The following is a 16,661-nucleotide window of genomic DNA, read 5'->3' on the forward strand; positions in this document are numbered from 1 at the left end:
AATTATTGAGTACTCAATCGATGAGCAAGATACTGCCGCCCACTTCGCGCTTCGTCGTCACGGCAGTCTTCACCAGCAGAGCGAGTTTCAGCGTGGTTAGCGCTCATCGCATTGGTACTCTTCTTTTGTGAGGCGTTTTTGGGAGATGGCCCTGAAGGACAGGCCGAATGCAAGCAAGGCGTTACGGACGGCGCGGTCAACCAGCTGCAACGAAGAAGGAGAACGATCATGACGCTGGCCGAAAGCAATGTCGCTGTCTTACCGGAGGTCCAGACCTTCATCGCAAGTGGTCCAAAGAAACTCTTCATTGGAGGGAAATGGGAAGAGGCCGCTTCGGGGAAGACCTTTCCTGTCTACAATCCGGCCACTGGCGAAGTGTTGGCGCAGGTGGCTGAAGGAGACAAGGAGGACATTGAGCGGGCGGTGCAGGCGGCGCGGCGCAGCTTCGAGAGTGGTCCCTGGCGCAAGATGAAGCCCTCGGAGCGTGGGCGCCTGATCTGGAAGCTGGCCGATCTCATCGAGCAGCACAGTGAGGAATTTGCCCAGCTTGAATCGCTTGACAACGGCAAGCCCCTGCGCATCGCCCGCATCGGCGACGTTGCGCTAACCGTTGACATGTTCCGCTACATGTCGGGGTGGGCGACCAAGATCGAAGGCCACACCATTCCGATCTCCACGCCCGGGGAGTATTTCGCCTACACGTTGCGCGAGCCGGTAGGCGTTGTTGGTCAGATTATCCCCTGGAATTTCCCCCTCTTGATGGCAGCCTGGAAGCTGGCCCCGGCGCTGGCCGCGGGCTGCACTATTGTTCTCAAGCCGGCGGAGCAGACGCCGCTCTCGGCTCTGCGCCTGGGTGAGCTGATCCAGGAGGCTGGTTTCCCCGATGGTGTTGTCAACATCGTGCCCGGTTTTGGGGAGACCGCTGGTGCGGCCCTGGCGGCCCATCCCGACGTTGATAAGATTGCCTTCACTGGCTCGACCGAGGTGGGCAAACTCATCGTCCATGCCGCCGCGGGCAATCTCAAGAAGGTCACCCTGGAGCTGGGCGGCAAATCGCCGAATATCGTGCTCAAAGACAGCGATCTTGACCGCGCTATCAAGGGTGCTGCTCATGCCATCTTTTTCAACCACGGCCAGTGCTGCTGCGCTGGGTCGCGCCTCTACGTCGAGCAGGACGTCTTTGATCGGGTTGTCGAAGGCGTGGCCGAGGAGGCCAAGAAGATCCGTCTGGGGCCGGGTTTTGATCCGCAGACGCAGATGGGGCCGTTAGTCTCCGAGGAGCAGCTGCAGCGTGTCTCTGGCTACATCGAGGCCGGCCTGGCTGATGGCGCTACGCCGCTCTGTGGGGCCAGACGTCACGGCGACCAGGGCTACTTTGTTGAGCCGACGGTCCTGGTCAATGTGCGCCAGGATATGAAGGTGGTGCAAGAGGAGATCTTCGGTCCGGTGGTCACGGCGATGCCCATCAAGGAGCTGGACGAGATCCCACCGGTGGCCAACGATACGATCTACGGCCTGGCGGCTGGCATCTGGACGCGCGATATCAGTAAGGCGCATCGCCTGGCGCAGCAACTGCGCGCCGGTACAGTTTATATCAACTGCTATAATGTTTTTGACGCTGCCTTACCCTTCGGTGGTTACAAACAATCCGGTTGGGGGCGCGAGATGGGCCACGAGGTCCTGGAGAACTATACTGAGGTGAAATCAGTCTGTATTGGACTCTGAAGCCTCGGGCGCACTGGCGCCGTATTGTTTAGTGTAAGCGCAACGTAACGACGAGCGAGCATGGCGGAACTCCTCGCAAGCAAGGAGGCGCTGCCATGCTCGCGCTCTTTGTGGGTGGCGAGCAGGTGACGTGTTGCAGCATGCTCGCGGCCCAGATGTGCCAAGCGAAAGGGGGACGAAGCATCATGACTTTGCAGTTTAGCGCGCGCAATCGCTTGCAGGCAACGGTCAAGGCGGTCAAGCTGGGCGATGTGATGGCAGAGGTGACGGTCGCTCTGCCTGATGGTCAGGAGCTGGTTGCGGCTATCACGCGCACCTCAGCAGAGAGCCTGCAGCTGCAGCCAGGTGATCGGGTGGTTGCGATCATCAAGTCGACCGAGGTCATGGTTGGCAAGGAGATCTGAGCAGCCACTGGGACTGCAGAGAGCCTACGCTGGTCTCGCAGGTGATCGGGGATGGTCTGGTCGAGCACTGACTAGTCAGCACCTTCCTGACGGGCCGGCTCGCCTGCTGGCGCTATTGCTACCGCGAAGGGGGAGGCCGGGGCTGCGCGGGCGAGCGCTGGCCCTGAAGGGCTTGATTGTTGACCCCTGGGGCTGCTATTATGAGCGGGACGACCTCAGTTCATAAGATAGCGCGCGAGGGTTACCATGCTCGATCTCAGCGATATACCACTCGTTGATAATCACTGCCACCCGGTCATGCTAGATCAGCAAATGGATCTGGTACGCTTCCGTAGCTATTTCTCCGAAGCCGCTGATCCCAGTTTCGCCCAGCGCCATGTGGCCGAGTCGGCTTACTACCTCTGGCTGGTACGCCAGGCGACGGCCTTCTATGGCTGTCCCGCGAGCGAAGAGGCGCTGATTGCTGCTCGCAATGCCTTGGAGAGCGATGACCTCCTGGCGCGCCTCTTCCAGGATGCTAACTTTGCCGCCCTGGTCATCGATACGGGCTTTCCTGAAGGCCCTCACATTTATTCCCCGGAGCGGATGGGCGAGCTAGGTCACTGTCGCGCCGCCAGGCTCTTCCGCCTGGAGCCGCTGATGCAGCGCCTCGTCATGGCCTACAGCGACTTCGATGAGATGGTGGCTCACTATGAGCAGGAGGTGAGCACCATCCGTGAACGTGGCTACTGCGGCTTCAAAAGTATCGTAGCCTATCGCACTGGCCTGAATATTCTGGAATGGACCAAAGATGAGGCGGTGGCCTCCTTTGCTCAGGCACGAGCCGAGGGGCTGCGTCAGGGCACGCTGCGTATCAATCATAAGCCGTTGCTTGATTATTTACTACATGTTGCCTTTCACTATGCCTCCCAGCAAAGGCTGCCAGTGCAGTTCCATACGGGGTATGGCGATAGCGATACCAATCTCCTGCTGGGTAACCCGTTGCATCTGCGCAACATCATGGAGCGTGATGATTATCGAGGGATGGCTATTGTCTTGCTCCATGAAAGCTATCCTTATGTTCAGCTAGGTGCCTATTTGGCGGCAATCTACCCTCATGTCTATTTCGATCTGTCGTACTGCATCCCCTTTGTTGATAAACTTGAGATGCTGGCTTTTACTCGCCAGGCGCTCGGGGTGGCCCCTGCCAGCAAGCTCGTCTACAGCTCTGATGGCATTCATTTGCCAGAAATGCACTGGGCGGCGGCCCTGCGTGGGCGCTCGATTCTGGCCCAGGTTCTGCAAGAGATGATTGACGCGGAAGAGCTGGACTATGAACAGGCCCAACATATGGCCCGGCTCATCCTGCACGATAATGCCTGGCGGCTCTATGGCCTCGGCAACTGAGCCGGGACGGAAGAGGCCGACAGGCGCCGCCTGGGGGACTGAGGTGTGTGCATGGGCCATTATCAGTCTGGGAGGAACAGCATGCAGAACGAGGAGACCGATGGAGAGGCGTTGGCGAGCAGCCCGGCCCGCTTTCGGGTGGGGGTCTTTGCCCTCATTTTCGATGACGAGGGACGCGTCTTGCTTGTGCATCGCAACGACATCGACTGGTGGAATCTCCCTGGAGGAGGGATGGAGCTGGGAGAGACGGTCGACGAGGCGGTGCAGCGCGAGGTACGTGAGGAGACCGGGCTTGAGGTGGTTGTCGAGCGGCTGGTGGGTGTCTACTCCAAGCCCCAGAAGCAAGAAGTCGTCTTGACCTTCCGCTGCCGCGTCGTTGGCGGGGCGCTCACCCCTACCGAAGAGGCGCGCGATTGCCGCTATTTCCCACCCCAGGCTCTGCCGGTCAACACTCTGCCCAAGCATCGGCAGCGCATCGAGGACGCCCTGCTCAACCAGGCTGAGGCTGTGCTGCGGGCGCAGCGCAGCAGCACAGCCGAGGATCAGGGACTGGCGTAGCGAGCGGGAGAGTGGCCTGAAGGAAGACGGGGGCCAGGCCCCGGTGAGGCAACGTGCTGGGCCGGCTAGCTTTCTGCCTCCAGGACCAGAACGCTGCGCGGACCCAGGTGCACCTGTCCGCTGCGCGTCTCTCCCTGGGGCAGCTGGCGGAAATGGCCGCTGGGGAGAGAGAGCGTGACCTCCTGCTGGTTATAGTTCAGGAGAAAGTAGATGCTACGCCCATCTGAGGTCAGGCGGCGCGAGACCTCGACGCCGGGGGGGGCTTCCAGGAGTGGGGTCAGGCCCGCCTCCTGGCAAAGCTGGCTCAGAAGCCGCCGCCGAAAAGCCTCTTCTGGCTGGGTTGCCAGATAGTAGGCGCGGCCCTGACCAAAGTGATGGACAGTCAGCGCGGGGCCGCCGGCATAATAATCGCTGGCAAAGCGTCCGAGGGCCTGGGCCCCTTCCAACTCCAGCACCTCGCCCCACAAACTGCAGGCGTAGCGTCCCTGCAGTGGACCCTCTTCGATCACCAGCGTGTTGCTCATGGTCTCGGTCCAGGGATCGAACTCGGCCACGCGCAGGCCCAGCAACCGGCGCAGCTCAGCTGGATAGCCGCCGGTCACCACGCGATCATTGGCATCGACGATGCCGCTGAAGAAAGTCGTCAGCAGGATGCCGCCCTCAGCTACGAAGGTTTCCAGCTTCTGGGCCAGGCCCGGGCGCAGCAGATAGAGCAGGGGGGCGACCAGCAGCCGGTAGCCTTGCCAGTTGCTCTCTGGCGAGACCACAGCCACAGGGATATTCGAGGCATAGAGTGGCTGATGATAGGACAGGAGCAGGTTCCAGTAGCGGAGGCGATCGCTGGGGCCGGGCTGGTACTCCACGGCCCACCAGTTTTCCCAGTCCATCAGCAGGGCCACCTGAGCAGGCACACGACTGCCAACGATCAGTGGGGCGAGCTGTTTCAGTTCGGCGCCGATCTCCTCGACCTCGCGAAAGATGCGCGCTCGCTCGCTGCCATCATGGGAGACGATGGCGCTGTGGAACTTCTCGGCGCCGGCCCGCGACTGGCGCCACTGGAAATAGAGGACGCCGTCGGCCCCGCGTGCCACGGCTTGCAGGCTTTGCAGGCGCAGCTCGCCCGGGCGGCGCTGGGGATTCTGCGGACGCCAGTTGACCGGGCCGGGGGCCTGCTCCATAACCAGGTGCGGCTGACCGTTCTTGAGAGAGCGCATCAAGTCATGGGTGAAAGCCACCTCGCTGGGCGGCGTGCTTGGGGCCGGGTAGTTATCAATGGCGATCACGTCCAGGTGCGGTGCCCAGGCGAAATAGTCCAGGGGCTTAAAACCTGCCATAAAGTTGGTCGTCACCGGTACCTGGGGCGTGATCTCGCGCAGAATGCGCGCCTCGTTCAAGAAGCACTCCAGTAGCGAGGCGGACATGAAGCGCTGGTAATCCAGGCAGAGACTGGGGGAGGGCTGGGCCGGCGTCAGGCGCGGGGGGAGGATCTCCTCCCAGTGGCTATAGCGCTGGCCCCAGAAGGTGGTGCCCCAGGCCTCATTGAGGGCCTCCAGCGAGCCGTAGCGCTGCTGAAGCCAGGAGCGGAAAGCCTCCGCGCAGTTATCGCAGTAGCAGGCCGGGACGTGGCAGCCATATTCATTGTTGACGTGCCAGAGGCGCAGGGCAGGATGCTTGCGGTAGCGCAGGGCCAGCTGGCGGACCAGCTCGGCGGCCTCGCGACGGTAGTTCTTGCTATTGGGACAAAAATGCTGGCGTGAGCCGTGGGAGAAGCGCAGGCCCTCGCGTGTCATCGGCAGGATGTCGGGATACTGCCGGCTCATCCAGGGAGGAGGGGCGGCGGTGGCCGTGCCCAGGTCGGCGGCGATTCCATGTTCGGCCAGCAGATCCATGACACGATCGAGCTGTGAGAAATCGTACTGATCAAGGGCCGGTTCGAGCAAGGCCCAGGAGAAAATATTGATCGAGACCATGTTGAGGCCGGCCAGCTTCATCAAGCGCATATCTTCAGACCAGAGCGAGGCGGGCCACTGCTCTGGGTTATAGTCGGCCCCGTAGAGCAAGGTTTCAAAGGGCGCGCTAGAACGGCTAGTCTGGCGTGACAAAGGGTATCATCCTCCTTCGCGTGCGCGATGCTGGGGTGCGGGATTGGCAGGCTGGATCTCAGCAGGCTCGCTCAGGTGACTGTCACGCAGGGCATCCTCTAGAGCTTGCTCGACCTCGGCACGCAGGCGGGCCGCAAGCTGGGTGTACCAGACCTCGTCCCAGGCCCCACTGCTCTCTAGCAACCGCCGGCAGTGGGAGAGCGGGTCGCACTCCGCCTCATCTTGCTCGGGGGAACCGCGCGTCACCAGCATCTCCAGCAGGATCGGACCCTGACCGGCGCGAGCCAGCTCCAGTGCCTCGCTGGTGGATGCATAGACCTCGCGGATATCGCTGCCGTCAACGCAGCGATAGGTGAGACCAGAGGGGAGACGGGCGGGAGAGAGGCGAAAAACCTGGGCATCGAGCGAGCAATCCTGCTCACAGATGAAGAGGACGGGCAGGCGTTGCTGGGCGGCGAAGGTCAGCCCTTCCAGAAAATCTGGCTCAGCAGTTGCTCCATCGCCGCAGTAGGCGATCGCCACGGCGGAGCTTTTGCGCAGCTTGCAGGCGAAGGCGATGCCAGCGGCGTGCAGAATCTGGGTCGCCACCGGGACGGGGCCGCTAATCATATTGTGCTTATGATAGCCCCAGTGCTGGATAGGGCGGTGGGGGCGTTGGTCGGGATTGGTCAGACTACCTGGCCAGCCCTGCAGGTAGGTGCGGAAGATCTCGTAGGGAGTCATTCCGAGAGTCAACACGACTCCCAGATCTCGATAGTACGGCAAGGTAAAGTCGAAACTCGGACGGATGCAGGCGGCGCTGCCAACCTGGGCCGCTTCGTGACCGCGGCAGCTGGCCACGAAGCCGATGCGCCCACTCTGGTGGAGTTGCCAGCAGTAGCCGTCAACCAGGCGCGTGAGCAACATGCGCTGATAGAGGTCGCGTAACTGCGTCGTGGATAGTGAAGGCTGAGTAGTCGCTAGCTCCACGTCGACACCACCAGGTGCGTTTTCATACGATTCACGCCTTGATCTTCTCTTGCAGGGTTGTAGAAGGAAGCCGGTGCATCGCCAGATGCACTGCCCATTATACGCCCTCGTTACGAGGGCTAGCAATAGCGCGGCCAGGGAAGGGGAGAGAGAAAGGGAGCTGGAGCGGCTTGCTGAGAGCGACTAGCTGATCAGCAGTCGGACAGAGAAGGGGTTGATCTCCTGCCTTTTTTACCTGCACAGCCTGATATTCTGGTGAAGCTTGTGGCTCCAGTGGTTGCTTTTCGCGGGAGGCGATTCTATAATGCCAGTGAAAAAAACCCTGGACGATGGAGCCGGGTTGAGATGTCAGCGTAGACGATTGGAGGCAGTAGCAATGACTCTGGAAGTGCAGGCAGCGGAATCCACAACGGGTGCGCGGCCTGATGATCCCGTCGCGCTTTACCGCACCATGCTGATGGCGCGCAGCATCAATGAGCTGCTGAAAGTGCGCAAGACGCAAGGGAAGTTTCCCTTCTATATTGGGTGCGGCGGGCATGAGACTATGGCCGCAGTAGTAGCTGCCGTTGATCCGCAAGACTGGCTCTCCCTCTACTATCGTGACCTGGCGGCGTGGCTGCAGCGGACGGGCGATATCTATGGTCCGCTGCGGGAAGCCTACTCGCGCACGACGGGGCCGATGTGTGCCGGTCGCAACATGCCCTCGCACTACAGCAGCCGACACCATCGGATTCTACCGACCTTTAGCGAGGTGGCGGCTCTAGCGCCCTTTGCTGGCGGGGTGGCCTTCTCGCTCAAGCGGCGCGAGAGCAAGGAGATTGTGGTCTTCACGACCGGCGATGGCGGCGTGGCGACCAACGATTTCAATGTCTTGTTCCGCCAGGTTTCTGTGCATCGCCTGCCGGTCCTGATGATTATCGAAGATAATGGGTGGGCCATCACGACCGAGTCTTCGATTCAGTGGGCCGGCTCGCTGGTTGAGTGGGCACGAGCCGCCGGGATCTATGCCGAAGAGGTAGACGGCACGAACGCGATCCCGGTCTTTGAGGCAACCGCTCGCCTGGCTGAGTATGTGCGCTCGGGGCAGGGCCCAGCCTTGATGCACCTGAAGCTCGGCCTGCTCGATCCTCACTCCAGCAGCACGGACATCTATTCTTATCGCAAGAAGGAGGAGGTCGAGTTTACCAAGGCGACCAAGGACCCGGTCACAAACTATGGTCGCTGGCTGGTAGAGCACGGCTATCTGCAGGAAAGAGATCTTGAGCGCCTGCGTCGTGAGGTGCGGGCCGAGCTGCAGCAGGCCGAGGAGCGAGTGTTGCAGGAGCCGGAACCGACGCCCGAGCGAGTCCTGCAACATGTGATCTATGTTCCGCAGTGGCAGGAAAATACACCACGTGGCGCAAAGCGCCCGACAACGATGTTGGGTGCGATTAATGAGGCGCTGGCCGAGCTGGCGCAGCGCGACCCCGGGTTCTTCGTCTATGGGCAGGATGTGGGCAGTCCGAAAGGGGGCGTCTTCGGCGCCACTGCCTCGCTGGTTACGCATTTCCCTGGGAGAGCCATCAGTAGCCCCCTCAATGAGCAGTTGATTGTCGGGATTGCTGCCGGTGCGGCTATGGCCGATGGACGTGCGCGCTGCGCCGAGATCCAGTTTGTAGACTATCATCAGTCGGCGGCGCAGACGATTCGGCTGGCGGCGCGCATCTCGTACCAGAACTTCGGTGACTGGCGGGTGCCGTTGCTGATCCGCACGAAGTCGGGGAGCGGGGGAGGCGGTCCCATTTCGAGCAGTGCCGCCGGCGGTGGGGCCTTTGGTCATTCGAATGCGGGCGAGCAGTGGTTTACGAATGTGCCAGGGATGATTACGCTCTGCCCGGCGACGCCTTTCGATGCCAAGGGGCTGTTGCTGGAGGCGGCGCGCTCACAGTCGCCGGTGGTCTTTCTGGAGCGTGGGCGCCTCTATCGCTCGGAGCCGCCCAAGGATCGCCACGGGCGCCCGATTGAGGCCATCGCCCAGTATTGGCAGGTGCCCGAGGGCTATTATACGCTGCCGATCGGCAAGGCGCGCCGCTTGCGCCTGGGCGAAGGAGCGCCGCGGGTGGCGATCGTGAGCTGGGGGACGATGGTACTGGAGGCCTGTATTGCCGCTGCCGGTGTGATCGAGCGCTATGGCGGGGCGATCGAGATTGTGGATCTGCGGACGCTGATGCCCTTCGATGAGGAGGCGCTGCAGGCCGCGGTGCGTGAGGCCAATCGCGTGGTGGTGGTGACGGAGGAGCCAGATCTGACAAGCTTCGCGCGCCATGTACATTCATGGATTGTAGAGCATTGTTTCTATGATCTGGATGCAACGCCGCGCTTGATCTCGGCGCTGCCGGCGCCGGCGGCCCCCTATAATGAGCCGGAGGAGACGGCCTACTATCCTTCGGCCAGCACGATTGAGCGCTGCCTGGAGGAGCTGCTGGTCGAGTAGGGGGCACAGGGCCTGCTTTGGTGAGGAAGGAACAGCGAGCGGGGAGCTATCTGCTCACAGGTATTGCTGGATGAAATGGCCTGTGGCTGGTAGCTCCCTTATTCTTTTGGGGTGGCTCTGTCCATGCTCTTCCTGCGCGGGATCTCGCTGGTGTAAAAGTAGATGGGCTGGGCTGGACGCGCCAAGATGAGAGACGATGGCTTCTGCAGACAGCAGCGCCGCTCGCCCCGTGCCGTTCAGCGGTTGGGAAGGCCGGGGGCCTCCCCGAGGTCAGAGGGCTAGGCTGGGGGAGAGATCAGAGTCCTGGGAGGGGGCAGAGGTTCCCGCATGGCCAGTGCTGCGCTGATCCAGCTCTCGATGGCTTCCTGTCCCCGTCTTATGGCTTCCTCATAGGTGCTTCCGTGTGTCTGGCAACCGGGCAGCTCTGGCACAGTCACCACGTACGCCTGGTCCTCTGCGCTCCATTGGATATACATGGAGTAATGCTTAGGGTTGATCGTACTCATGAGAGATCTTTCAGCTTTCTGAGTGCAGCTTGAACTGCTTTCAGCTGATAGGGTTTGGCGTCGTCTCCGTCGTTGCCAGCGAGTGTCAGGTGAAAGCCTGGGAGCTGTGGATGTTGCCAAACCGTATGGCTGCCCTTTCCTGGACGAGCTGAAAAGCCGGCCTGAATGAGGCTGGCTTTCAGCTGTCTAATCTTCGGGGGCATGATACAGCCTTTTCTTTTTGAGTATACCCCCTTGGCGGCAATCCATCAACCCGCCCGGCATTGGTGTCTGAGGGTCTTACTCTACCCTGACTATACAGGGAGTGCCCAGCTCCAGCCCCGCTTGTCGCTTTGCTGGCTCAATTGAGATGCTCGCGGCGAGGATGGTCGCGCAGGGTGCGGGCCAGGTAGCGGATCAGGCGCTGACCGAGGAGCAACTGCAATGTGGCCAGTTCGGGGCTGTGCTGGCGTACCTGACTGAGCAGGCGGTTACTCAGGCTCAGCAGCCGGCGCAGGCGCGGGATCTCGCTCGTGTAGAAATAGATAGGCTGTTCCGGGTCGCGAGAGATGGTTTCCTGACAGCGGGTCTGGAGCAGCTCCATGCCTTGTTGCAGTTCGACCAGGAGCGTGAGCAGGAGCCGGTCGCTCTTGCTCAGGCGTGAGCTGACAGACTTGGGAAAGCCTGGGTCGCGGTCCTCTTGCCAGCGCTGCCAGAGTTGCTGAGCGCGCGGCGAGAGCAATGTGATGGTAAGGAGCTGGAGGTCTTCGATGGTGCGTCCAGCCAGGACCCACTCTAGCGGCCCGGGAATGAGCACAGGAGGAAGGTCAGTCACCTGGGCGCTTGTGGAGCGATGGCGGCGCCTGGCTGGCTGTCGGCGACGGCGGCGGCTCATGGCTTGCACCCCCAGACGGTCAGGAGGCCGCAGCAGGTGCGGTGGTGCTCCCACTCGGAGGGCAGGGCGGCGAGGGTCTCCTCGACCAGGCTCAAGGGGACCTGATTCACGGCGGCCAGGATGGGTGCGACGCTCTGCAGGGAGGCGAGCAGGTCGCGGCGGAAAAGGGGGGCGCCGTGAGCTTTGCCGAAGAGGGGAGTTTCGTAGGTGCGGACGGTGGGATGGAGACCGAGAGAGCGCAGCCAGTCGGGGATCTGAAGCGGGGCGGTCAGATGGAGACCGCGACGGGCGGCCAGCGTTTCAAACCAGGTGCGGACGCGGGATTGGCGTGGCCCCTCGTGGAAGACCTGGCCGGTGGCTTCGATAAATTCGAGCCAGCCGCCCGAGGCGGTGACGCGCAGGAGGTCGCTGAGGACGCCCGGCCAGGCGGTGAGGGGAATGGCGGCTACGAGCAGACGCTGATGGATGTAGTCGAAGGAGGAGTCGGGGAAGGGGAGGCCACTGAGCAGGTCGGCCTGGACGGGCTGACAGTTTGGCGGCAAGGGGGTGCGCAGGAGAGAGAGGTCTTTGTCGAGAGCGATAAGGCGAGCGTGAGGCCAGCGGCGGGCGGCCTCGCGCAGCCAGATAGCTGTACCGGTGCCGACGTCGAGGATGGCGCGCGGGTCGCGGACGGGAGCCAGGAAGTGGCTGCCGAGGAACTGGCGCAGGGCGAAGTGTTGCAGGTCGAGGCGGTCCTGTTCCTGGCGTGTGCGCGGCAGCACGTAGGTATCGCCGGGACCAGGCGGGGTCAAGGCGCCGGGGGCCGTTCCGGGCTGCGCGTTGGGACCAGGGGCGGTGACGGTGGAAAGGGCGTTCAACAGGTAATTGAGCCAGTGACGGATCATGCACGGGCCTCCTGTGGCTCTGATGTTGGGGCTGGGGAGAGCAGGCGGCGTAGCTGCTGGGACCAGCCTGGAGAGGAAAGCTGAGGCGAGAGGATCACGGCTGGTTGATTCAGGTCGATAGTATTCTGCCGACAACAGCGCGGGCAGGAAGGCAAGGACTGCTCGCGCGCGCCGGTCAAAGGCTGTGGTGACGTGGCCATTGGTCGCATGTCTCCTTTCCGGGTGAGTTTCTGCTCATGGCAGGCCAAAGACTATCGCGATTCAAGCTCCTGGGACAGCATAGTCAGGCGCGGAAAGGAGGCCTCTCAGAACCTGTTCGAACTTTTTCCATGCGGTTCAGAGGATCATATGACGCAGCCTGTTTCAGGGAGCTTGCTCTCATTGGAGTGTTGAGAAGCGGAACCTGATGAGCCTGTGGATGGATGGAGAAGGCTGAGACTGGACATTGCTGAGGCAGAGCGAGGCAGGTGTAGCTCAGCGTCATCGGAATCTGAATGATGAGAAAAGAGGAGATTGCTGTTAGCTCGGTGGAGGCTATTGATGCCCTCTGACAGCAGTCGCCTCCAATCCTCACGCGATCTGGCAGTGGTCCCAGCCCTCCCTGTGTTCCTGGAACGCGACCTGATCCTTGCTGGGGTGATATGGCCAACAAGGCTGATCACGAGCGCTTGCTCATAATGCACTCCTGGCCTCAGTTCAGCCCATCGCCTCATCTGCTTCTCTCTGCTCCACCTTCTCCTCTCCATACACTGCTTGCCTGCCTGTCCACCTGCTCCTTTCTCTTGTTTCCTTCCACCCTTGACATTCCCCTCGCTCCCACTTTATCCTATGGACATACTTCTCTTCGTCTATCCTGTTACGCTTACTTCCACGGGAGCGCCCTCCTTCCGGCTCTCCCGTCCGCTTTGCACTCAGTAGTAGAGGAGGTTGACGATGGTCCCAACTCACCCACAATCACCCTCTCCCCCTTCTTGGACCCCTGCCCCTTCCTGCCGCCTTCGCGTCTTCCTCTTCGGCCCCCTCCAGGTCTGGCTCCGTGACCCTTCTCACTCCTGGCGCCTCCTCGATAAGCACGCCTGGGGCAAAGGGCGCTCCGCCCGCTCCGTCTTCAAACGCCTCTTGCTCGCACCCTCTCGCCGGCTCTCCCGCTGCTCCCTGGAAGACGACCTGTGGTCCTCTCCCGACGATGCTCTCTCTCTCGACAAAACTCTCTATAACGCCATCAATCTGCTGCGTCGTGCCATCGGTAAGGACCTGGTCCTCACCATCGAGTCCGCTTATGCCCTGGCCGACCAGTCCCTCATCTGGACCGACTATGATGCCTCTCAAGCGCTGTTGGCTTCTGCCGAGCAGCTGGGCCGGACCACCGATGCGGCTCTCCCCCTGCTGGAGCAGGCCCTCAGCTATCTGAGCCGCGGTGAATTGCTGGAAGACGAGGGCGGCCTGTGGGTGCATGGGGCGCGGCTCCACGGGGAAGCCATGCGGCGGCAGTGCCGCCGCTGGCTGGCCCAGATCTACGCCCGGCAAGGCCGTTTGTGGCTGGCCAGTGAGCAGTACCGTGCTCTTCTAGAGGCCGATCTTTTCGATGAGGAGAGCCTGCGCGACTGGGTCGGTCTGCTGCTGTTGCAGGGCCAGGAGCGGGAAGCTCTTCGCTGCTATGAGACCTGGGCGGAGCGTCTCCGCCTGCAGGGGGGTTCCGTTCCTTCCTGGGATCAGCTCAACCTGGTCAAGTCCTCCTCCGATATGGTATCCTTGACGCAGACAGCCGAAGTAGCGGAGGATGCGCGGCCCGGCCTGGTCACTCCAGCCGTGCCCACATGCTCGATTGGCGGCCTCTGGCCCCCGGCCTCTTCCGATCCAGTCTTGCCATTCTTGCCGTTGTCCGTTGGTAGCCCGCTCTGGTTCGTGTGGCAGCAGCGGCGCATCGAAGGTCTGCTTGCCTCCTTCCTGGAGCGCAGCGACGGCAGACTGGAGCTGCCGGCCTGGGCCGAGCTGCGCCGCCGTCTGCAGGAGGAGCTTGCCACTGTGCCACCACAAGATCACGACCGTGATTACGCCATCTCGCGCCGACAGATGTTAGGCGCACTGGCAGCTTTGCCACTGACCACGCTGGCGAGGACGAGCAATGGTCTCCCACCCGTGGAGGAGATGCTGCCTCTGTGCGCTGCTGCAAATGCTGCCTGCTGGCAGCTACTCAACAGCCAAGGCATTGACATTGTCCGAGAGATCCTTCCCCGCTATCTGCCCTTATTAGAGCACCTGGCCCAGCCTGGTAAATCGCTGTACTCCCTGGCTGCTCGCCTGGCTGCTGAAGCCAACCGCATTGCGGGCATCGCTGCCGCTCACCATCAGGGAGACCGTCGGGCCAAACAGATCTTCTCGCGAAAAGCAGTGCATCTGGCGGCTCGCAGCGGGCATGCACCAGCGCAAGTAGCGGCTTTGCGCGACTTGAGTCTGGCTTTCTATTATGATAGGCTTCAGGTGCCTTCAATGCTGGCTCATTTGGAGCCAGCCACACCACTACTGGCTGCTTGCCCTTCCGTGATGCAAAGCAGCGTGCTTTGTCTGCAGGCAACAGCCTGGGCCTATCTGGGGCGCGAAGAAACTGCGTTGCGTCTTCTCGGAGAGGCACACGAGCGGTTTGAGCCGGAAGGCGAGAGTGAAGCTCTCCCCGACTTCCGTTTTCACGAAGATAACCTTATACTGTGGACAGGCCGGGTCTATCTCCACCTGGCCATGCGCTTTCCTGAGAAGGGCTATGCGCGACAAGCCTGGCAAACGTATAGCCGGCTGGCAACCATACCAGCGATGGCAACGACTCCTAGCCGTCTGCAGGTGGAGATTCTCCTGGATGAGACCAAGACAGCGCTCATACAGCAAGAGCAAGAGACTTTCGCCTATCTGCTCATGGAATGTATGCACAGAGCGACCGAGTTAGGGAGCCAGTGTTTACAGGAGGATGCAGCAGCACTCTATCGCCAGGTGTGTGCAGAAGATCACCCCTGGCACAATGAGCGCGCCCTGAAAGAGCTGACTGATCTGTTCATTAGCCGATAGTCGACGGTACCGGCTCGACTTGTAATCGGCGGGAGGGGATGACATGGCTCATCGCCGAAGTAGCGGAGGATGCGCGGCCCGGCCTGGTCACTCCAGCCGTGCCCACATGCTCGATTGGCGGCCTCTGGCCCCCGGCCTCTTCCGATCCAGTCTTGCCATTCTTGCCGTTGTCCGTTGGTAGCCCGCTCTGGTTCGTGTGGCAGCAGCGGCGCATCGAAGGTCTGCTTGCCTCCTTCCTGGAGCGCAGCGACGGCAGACTGGAGCTGCCGGCCTGGGCCGAGCTGCGCCGCCGTCTGCAGGAGGAGCTTGCCACTGTGCCACCACAAGATCACGACCGTGATTACGCCATCTCGCGCCGGCAAATACTGTTGGCCCTTGCTACCCTCCCACTAGGCAGTGTTGGAGTCATCCTCCGTGAGGAACAGAACCAGGTCATTGAGCAGTTTCTCTCTTCGGCGACAGCAGGAATTGCAGCTTGTCGGGCACTAATGCACGGACCAGACTGGCACCTTGCTGAAGCTCCTTTGCTGCACCTTGTCCCTGCACTAGAAACCCTTGCTGCTCGCCATCATCCATCCGCTGCAGCAGAGATCGCCAGCCGCTTGCTGATCCAGGCCCATTGGATGCTCGCGTATCTAGCCTGGAATCGTCTCGACAGCTCAGGGCGCTTCCTACATCTACGTGCCGCTCTCCAGACCAGCCGACGGCTAGGTGATGCAAGCCTCCTTATTGCCCTTCTCAGCTATCAGATGAACACTTTCACCCACGCCAGGCAGCCTGAACGGGCGCAGCTTCTCTTACAAGAAGCTGCTCGCGTGGAAGACCAGGCCACTCCTCTCGCCAGAACATTACTACTGAGCAGTGCTGCATTAGCCTATGCCCAGCAAGGGAGAGTACGCGAAACCCATACGGCATTAGAGCAGCTGCAGGAGCAACAAGCACTGGCAAGCGAGGAAGACCCACTCTTGGCAGTGATAGAAGGACGTCCATTCCTCCCTGAAGCCAAAGCCTATCTTGAGCTTGCCCAGGGATTGCATGCGCAAGGCCGTTCCGATATCCGTCTGCTTGAACGCGCCTGGAACCTGTTGACTGCTCTTCCTTGGGAGTCTCTCAGCCTACGAGTGCAGGTGGAAACCATGACCTGGCAGGCCCGGGTAGCTCTCGCAGAAAAGGATCTAGAGCGTTGTGCTCTGTGTTTGCTTCAAGCTGCTCAGGAGGCGCGTGTGCTGCAGAGTGGTCGCCGCCTTCAAGAACTGCGAGCTACCTGGCAAGCCGCCAAGGAGGTATGGCCATCTGAGCGACGGCTGCTGGAGTTGGCTGATCTCCTGCTCTAGTCGGGGCAGCTCTCCCAAGGGAGATCAGCCCCAGACCATTCCGAGGCTTTCTTTTGTAAAGAAGTAGAGGAGAGCGCTAACCGAGCTGAGCAAGCGCTCTCCCTGGCTCGATTAGCCCATTCGCAGCAGTGCATCGCCGATGTACGGCGCCTCTACCGGCTAGTATATCAACTCGCTCCACGCAATCTGTACGTGCTACGCCTGGGTGCGGATCTGGCGGAATTTTGCTGAGCCGAGGGCCAAGGCAATAGCGCGGGGAGAGCACCCCGCGCTGTTTTTCATGTGCTTCAGTCAGATGCCTGTGTGATGAAAAGCCTCGGCAAAGCGATATTTGTGCTCCACACCGGCGATTGATAGACGGAAGTATACCACACATATCAGAAGAGGGC

At 61.3% G+C, this 16,661-nt stretch carries 14 protein-coding genes; 7 read left to right on the forward strand and 7 right to left on the reverse strand.

Annotation, left to right across the window (positions count from 1 at the left end; all coding sequences use genetic code 11):
- Positions 1-228 precede the first annotated feature (228 nt).
- The 4 genes from IRZ31_RS13215 to IRZ31_RS13230 all read left to right on the forward strand — a co-directional run bounded on the left by IRZ31_RS13215 (position 229) and on the right by IRZ31_RS13230 (position 4,073).
- Complete coding sequence (locus IRZ31_RS13215) at positions 229-1,725, forward strand: aldehyde dehydrogenase family protein (protein ID WP_297154399.1); 1,497 nt, start codon at positions 229-231, stop codon at positions 1,723-1,725.
- Positions 1,726-1,820: 95 nt separating this feature from the next.
- Positions 1,821-2,129 (forward strand): TOBE domain-containing protein, encoded by a 309-nt coding sequence (locus IRZ31_RS13220; RefSeq protein WP_297154401.1) that lies wholly within the window; start codon positions 1,821-1,823, stop codon positions 2,127-2,129.
- Between the two features lie 246 nt (positions 2,130-2,375).
- A complete protein-coding gene (locus IRZ31_RS13225) occupies positions 2,376-3,515 on the forward strand; it encodes an amidohydrolase family protein (protein ID WP_297154403.1) in 1,140 nt (379 codons plus the stop codon).
- An 81-nt stretch (positions 3,516-3,596) separates the two neighbouring features.
- Positions 3,597-4,073, forward strand: a complete 477-nt coding sequence (locus tag IRZ31_RS13230) for an NUDIX domain-containing protein (protein ID WP_297154405.1) — start codon at positions 3,597-3,599, stop codon at positions 4,071-4,073.
- 65 nt (positions 4,074-4,138) lie between these two features.
- Here IRZ31_RS13230 and IRZ31_RS13235 read toward each other — a convergent pair whose 3' ends face one another.
- Positions 4,139-6,175 carry a beta-galactosidase gene (locus IRZ31_RS13235; protein ID WP_297154407.1) on the reverse strand — a complete coding sequence of 679 codons (2,037 nt, stop codon included), beginning with the start codon at positions 6,173-6,175 and terminating at the stop codon, positions 4,139-4,141.
- A 6-nt stretch (positions 6,176-6,181) separates the two neighbouring features.
- Complete coding sequence (locus IRZ31_RS13240) at positions 6,182-7,144, reverse strand: thiamine pyrophosphate-dependent dehydrogenase E1 component subunit alpha (RefSeq protein ID WP_297154409.1); 963 nt, start codon at positions 7,142-7,144, stop codon at positions 6,182-6,184.
- Between the two features lie 376 nt (positions 7,145-7,520).
- On the opposite strand from IRZ31_RS13240, the gene IRZ31_RS13245 reads away from it, so the two are divergent.
- Positions 7,521-9,617 (forward strand): alpha-ketoacid dehydrogenase subunit alpha/beta, encoded by a 2,097-nt coding sequence (locus IRZ31_RS13245; protein ID WP_297154411.1) that lies wholly within the window; start codon positions 7,521-7,523, stop codon positions 9,615-9,617.
- A 278-nt stretch (positions 9,618-9,895) separates the two neighbouring features.
- Here IRZ31_RS13245 and IRZ31_RS21400 read toward each other — a convergent pair whose 3' ends face one another.
- From IRZ31_RS21400 to IRZ31_RS13260, 5 genes are all read right to left on the reverse strand, one after another.
- A complete protein-coding gene (locus tag IRZ31_RS21400) occupies positions 9,896-10,123 on the reverse strand; it encodes a type II toxin-antitoxin system HicB family antitoxin (RefSeq protein ID WP_112427012.1) in 228 nt (75 codons plus the stop codon).
- Complete coding sequence (locus IRZ31_RS21405; RefSeq protein ID WP_112427010.1) at positions 10,120-10,326, reverse strand: type II toxin-antitoxin system HicA family toxin; 207 nt, start codon at positions 10,324-10,326, stop codon at positions 10,120-10,122. Before IRZ31_RS21405 ends, IRZ31_RS21400 begins: the two co-directional genes overlap by 4 nt.
- 137 nt (positions 10,327-10,463) lie before the next feature.
- Positions 10,464-10,997, reverse strand: a complete 534-nt coding sequence (locus IRZ31_RS13250; RefSeq protein ID WP_146747113.1) for a hypothetical protein — start codon at positions 10,995-10,997, stop codon at positions 10,464-10,466.
- Complete coding sequence (locus IRZ31_RS13255) at positions 10,994-11,881, reverse strand: class I SAM-dependent methyltransferase (RefSeq protein WP_297154414.1); 888 nt, start codon at positions 11,879-11,881, stop codon at positions 10,994-10,996. The genes IRZ31_RS13250 and IRZ31_RS13255 overlap by 4 nt, the downstream gene beginning before the upstream one ends.
- Positions 11,878-12,081, reverse strand: a complete 204-nt coding sequence (locus IRZ31_RS13260) for a hypothetical protein (RefSeq protein ID WP_112427004.1) — start codon at positions 12,079-12,081, stop codon at positions 11,878-11,880. Before IRZ31_RS13260 ends, IRZ31_RS13255 begins: the two co-directional genes overlap by 4 nt.
- 733 nt (positions 12,082-12,814) lie before the next feature.
- On the opposite strand from IRZ31_RS13260, the gene IRZ31_RS13265 reads away from it, so the two are divergent.
- Positions 12,815-14,938: a bacterial transcriptional activator domain-containing protein gene (locus IRZ31_RS13265; RefSeq protein ID WP_297154416.1), complete on the forward strand. Its 2,124-nt coding sequence runs from the start codon at positions 12,815-12,817 to the stop codon at positions 14,936-14,938.
- 38 nt (positions 14,939-14,976) lie between these two features.
- Positions 14,977-16,272, forward strand: a complete 1,296-nt coding sequence (locus IRZ31_RS13270) for a hypothetical protein (protein WP_297154418.1) — start codon at positions 14,977-14,979, stop codon at positions 16,270-16,272.
- The last annotated feature ends 389 nt before the right edge of the window (positions 16,273-16,661 follow it).

This window comes from Thermogemmatispora sp. (assembly GCF_019683635.1).
GTDB lineage: Bacteria > Chloroflexota > Ktedonobacteria > Ktedonobacterales > Ktedonobacteraceae > Thermogemmatispora.

Coding starts and splice junctions, on each gene's coding strand:
- IRZ31_RS13260 (WP_112427004.1), bottom strand. CDS start 12,081: ATGGCCACGTCACCACAGCCTTTGACCGGCGCGCGCGAGCAGTCCTTG.
- IRZ31_RS13225 (WP_297154403.1), top strand. CDS start 2,376: ATGCTCGATCTCAGCGATATACCACTCGTTGATAATCACTGCCACCCG.
- IRZ31_RS13220 (WP_297154401.1), top strand. CDS start 1,821: ATGCTCGCGCTCTTTGTGGGTGGCGAGCAGGTGACGTGTTGCAGCATG.
- IRZ31_RS21400 (WP_112427012.1), bottom strand. CDS start 10,123: ATGAGTACGATCAACCCTAAGCATTACTCCATGTATATCCAATGGAGC.
- IRZ31_RS13255 (WP_297154414.1), bottom strand. CDS start 11,881: ATGATCCGTCACTGGCTCAATTACCTGTTGAACGCCCTTTCCACCGTC.
- IRZ31_RS13215 (WP_297154399.1), top strand. CDS start 229: ATGACGCTGGCCGAAAGCAATGTCGCTGTCTTACCGGAGGTCCAGACC.
- IRZ31_RS13270 (WP_297154418.1), top strand. CDS start 14,977: ATGACATGGCTCATCGCCGAAGTAGCGGAGGATGCGCGGCCCGGCCTG.
- IRZ31_RS13250 (WP_146747113.1), bottom strand. CDS start 10,997: ATGAGCCGCCGCCGTCGCCGACAGCCAGCCAGGCGCCGCCATCGCTCC.
- IRZ31_RS13230 (WP_297154405.1), top strand. CDS start 3,597: ATGCAGAACGAGGAGACCGATGGAGAGGCGTTGGCGAGCAGCCCGGCC.
- IRZ31_RS13245 (WP_297154411.1), top strand. CDS start 7,521: ATGACTCTGGAAGTGCAGGCAGCGGAATCCACAACGGGTGCGCGGCCT.
- IRZ31_RS21405 (WP_112427010.1), bottom strand. CDS start 10,326: ATGCCCCCGAAGATTAGACAGCTGAAAGCCAGCCTCATTCAGGCCGGC.
- IRZ31_RS13265 (WP_297154416.1), top strand. CDS start 12,815: ATGGTCCCAACTCACCCACAATCACCCTCTCCCCCTTCTTGGACCCCT.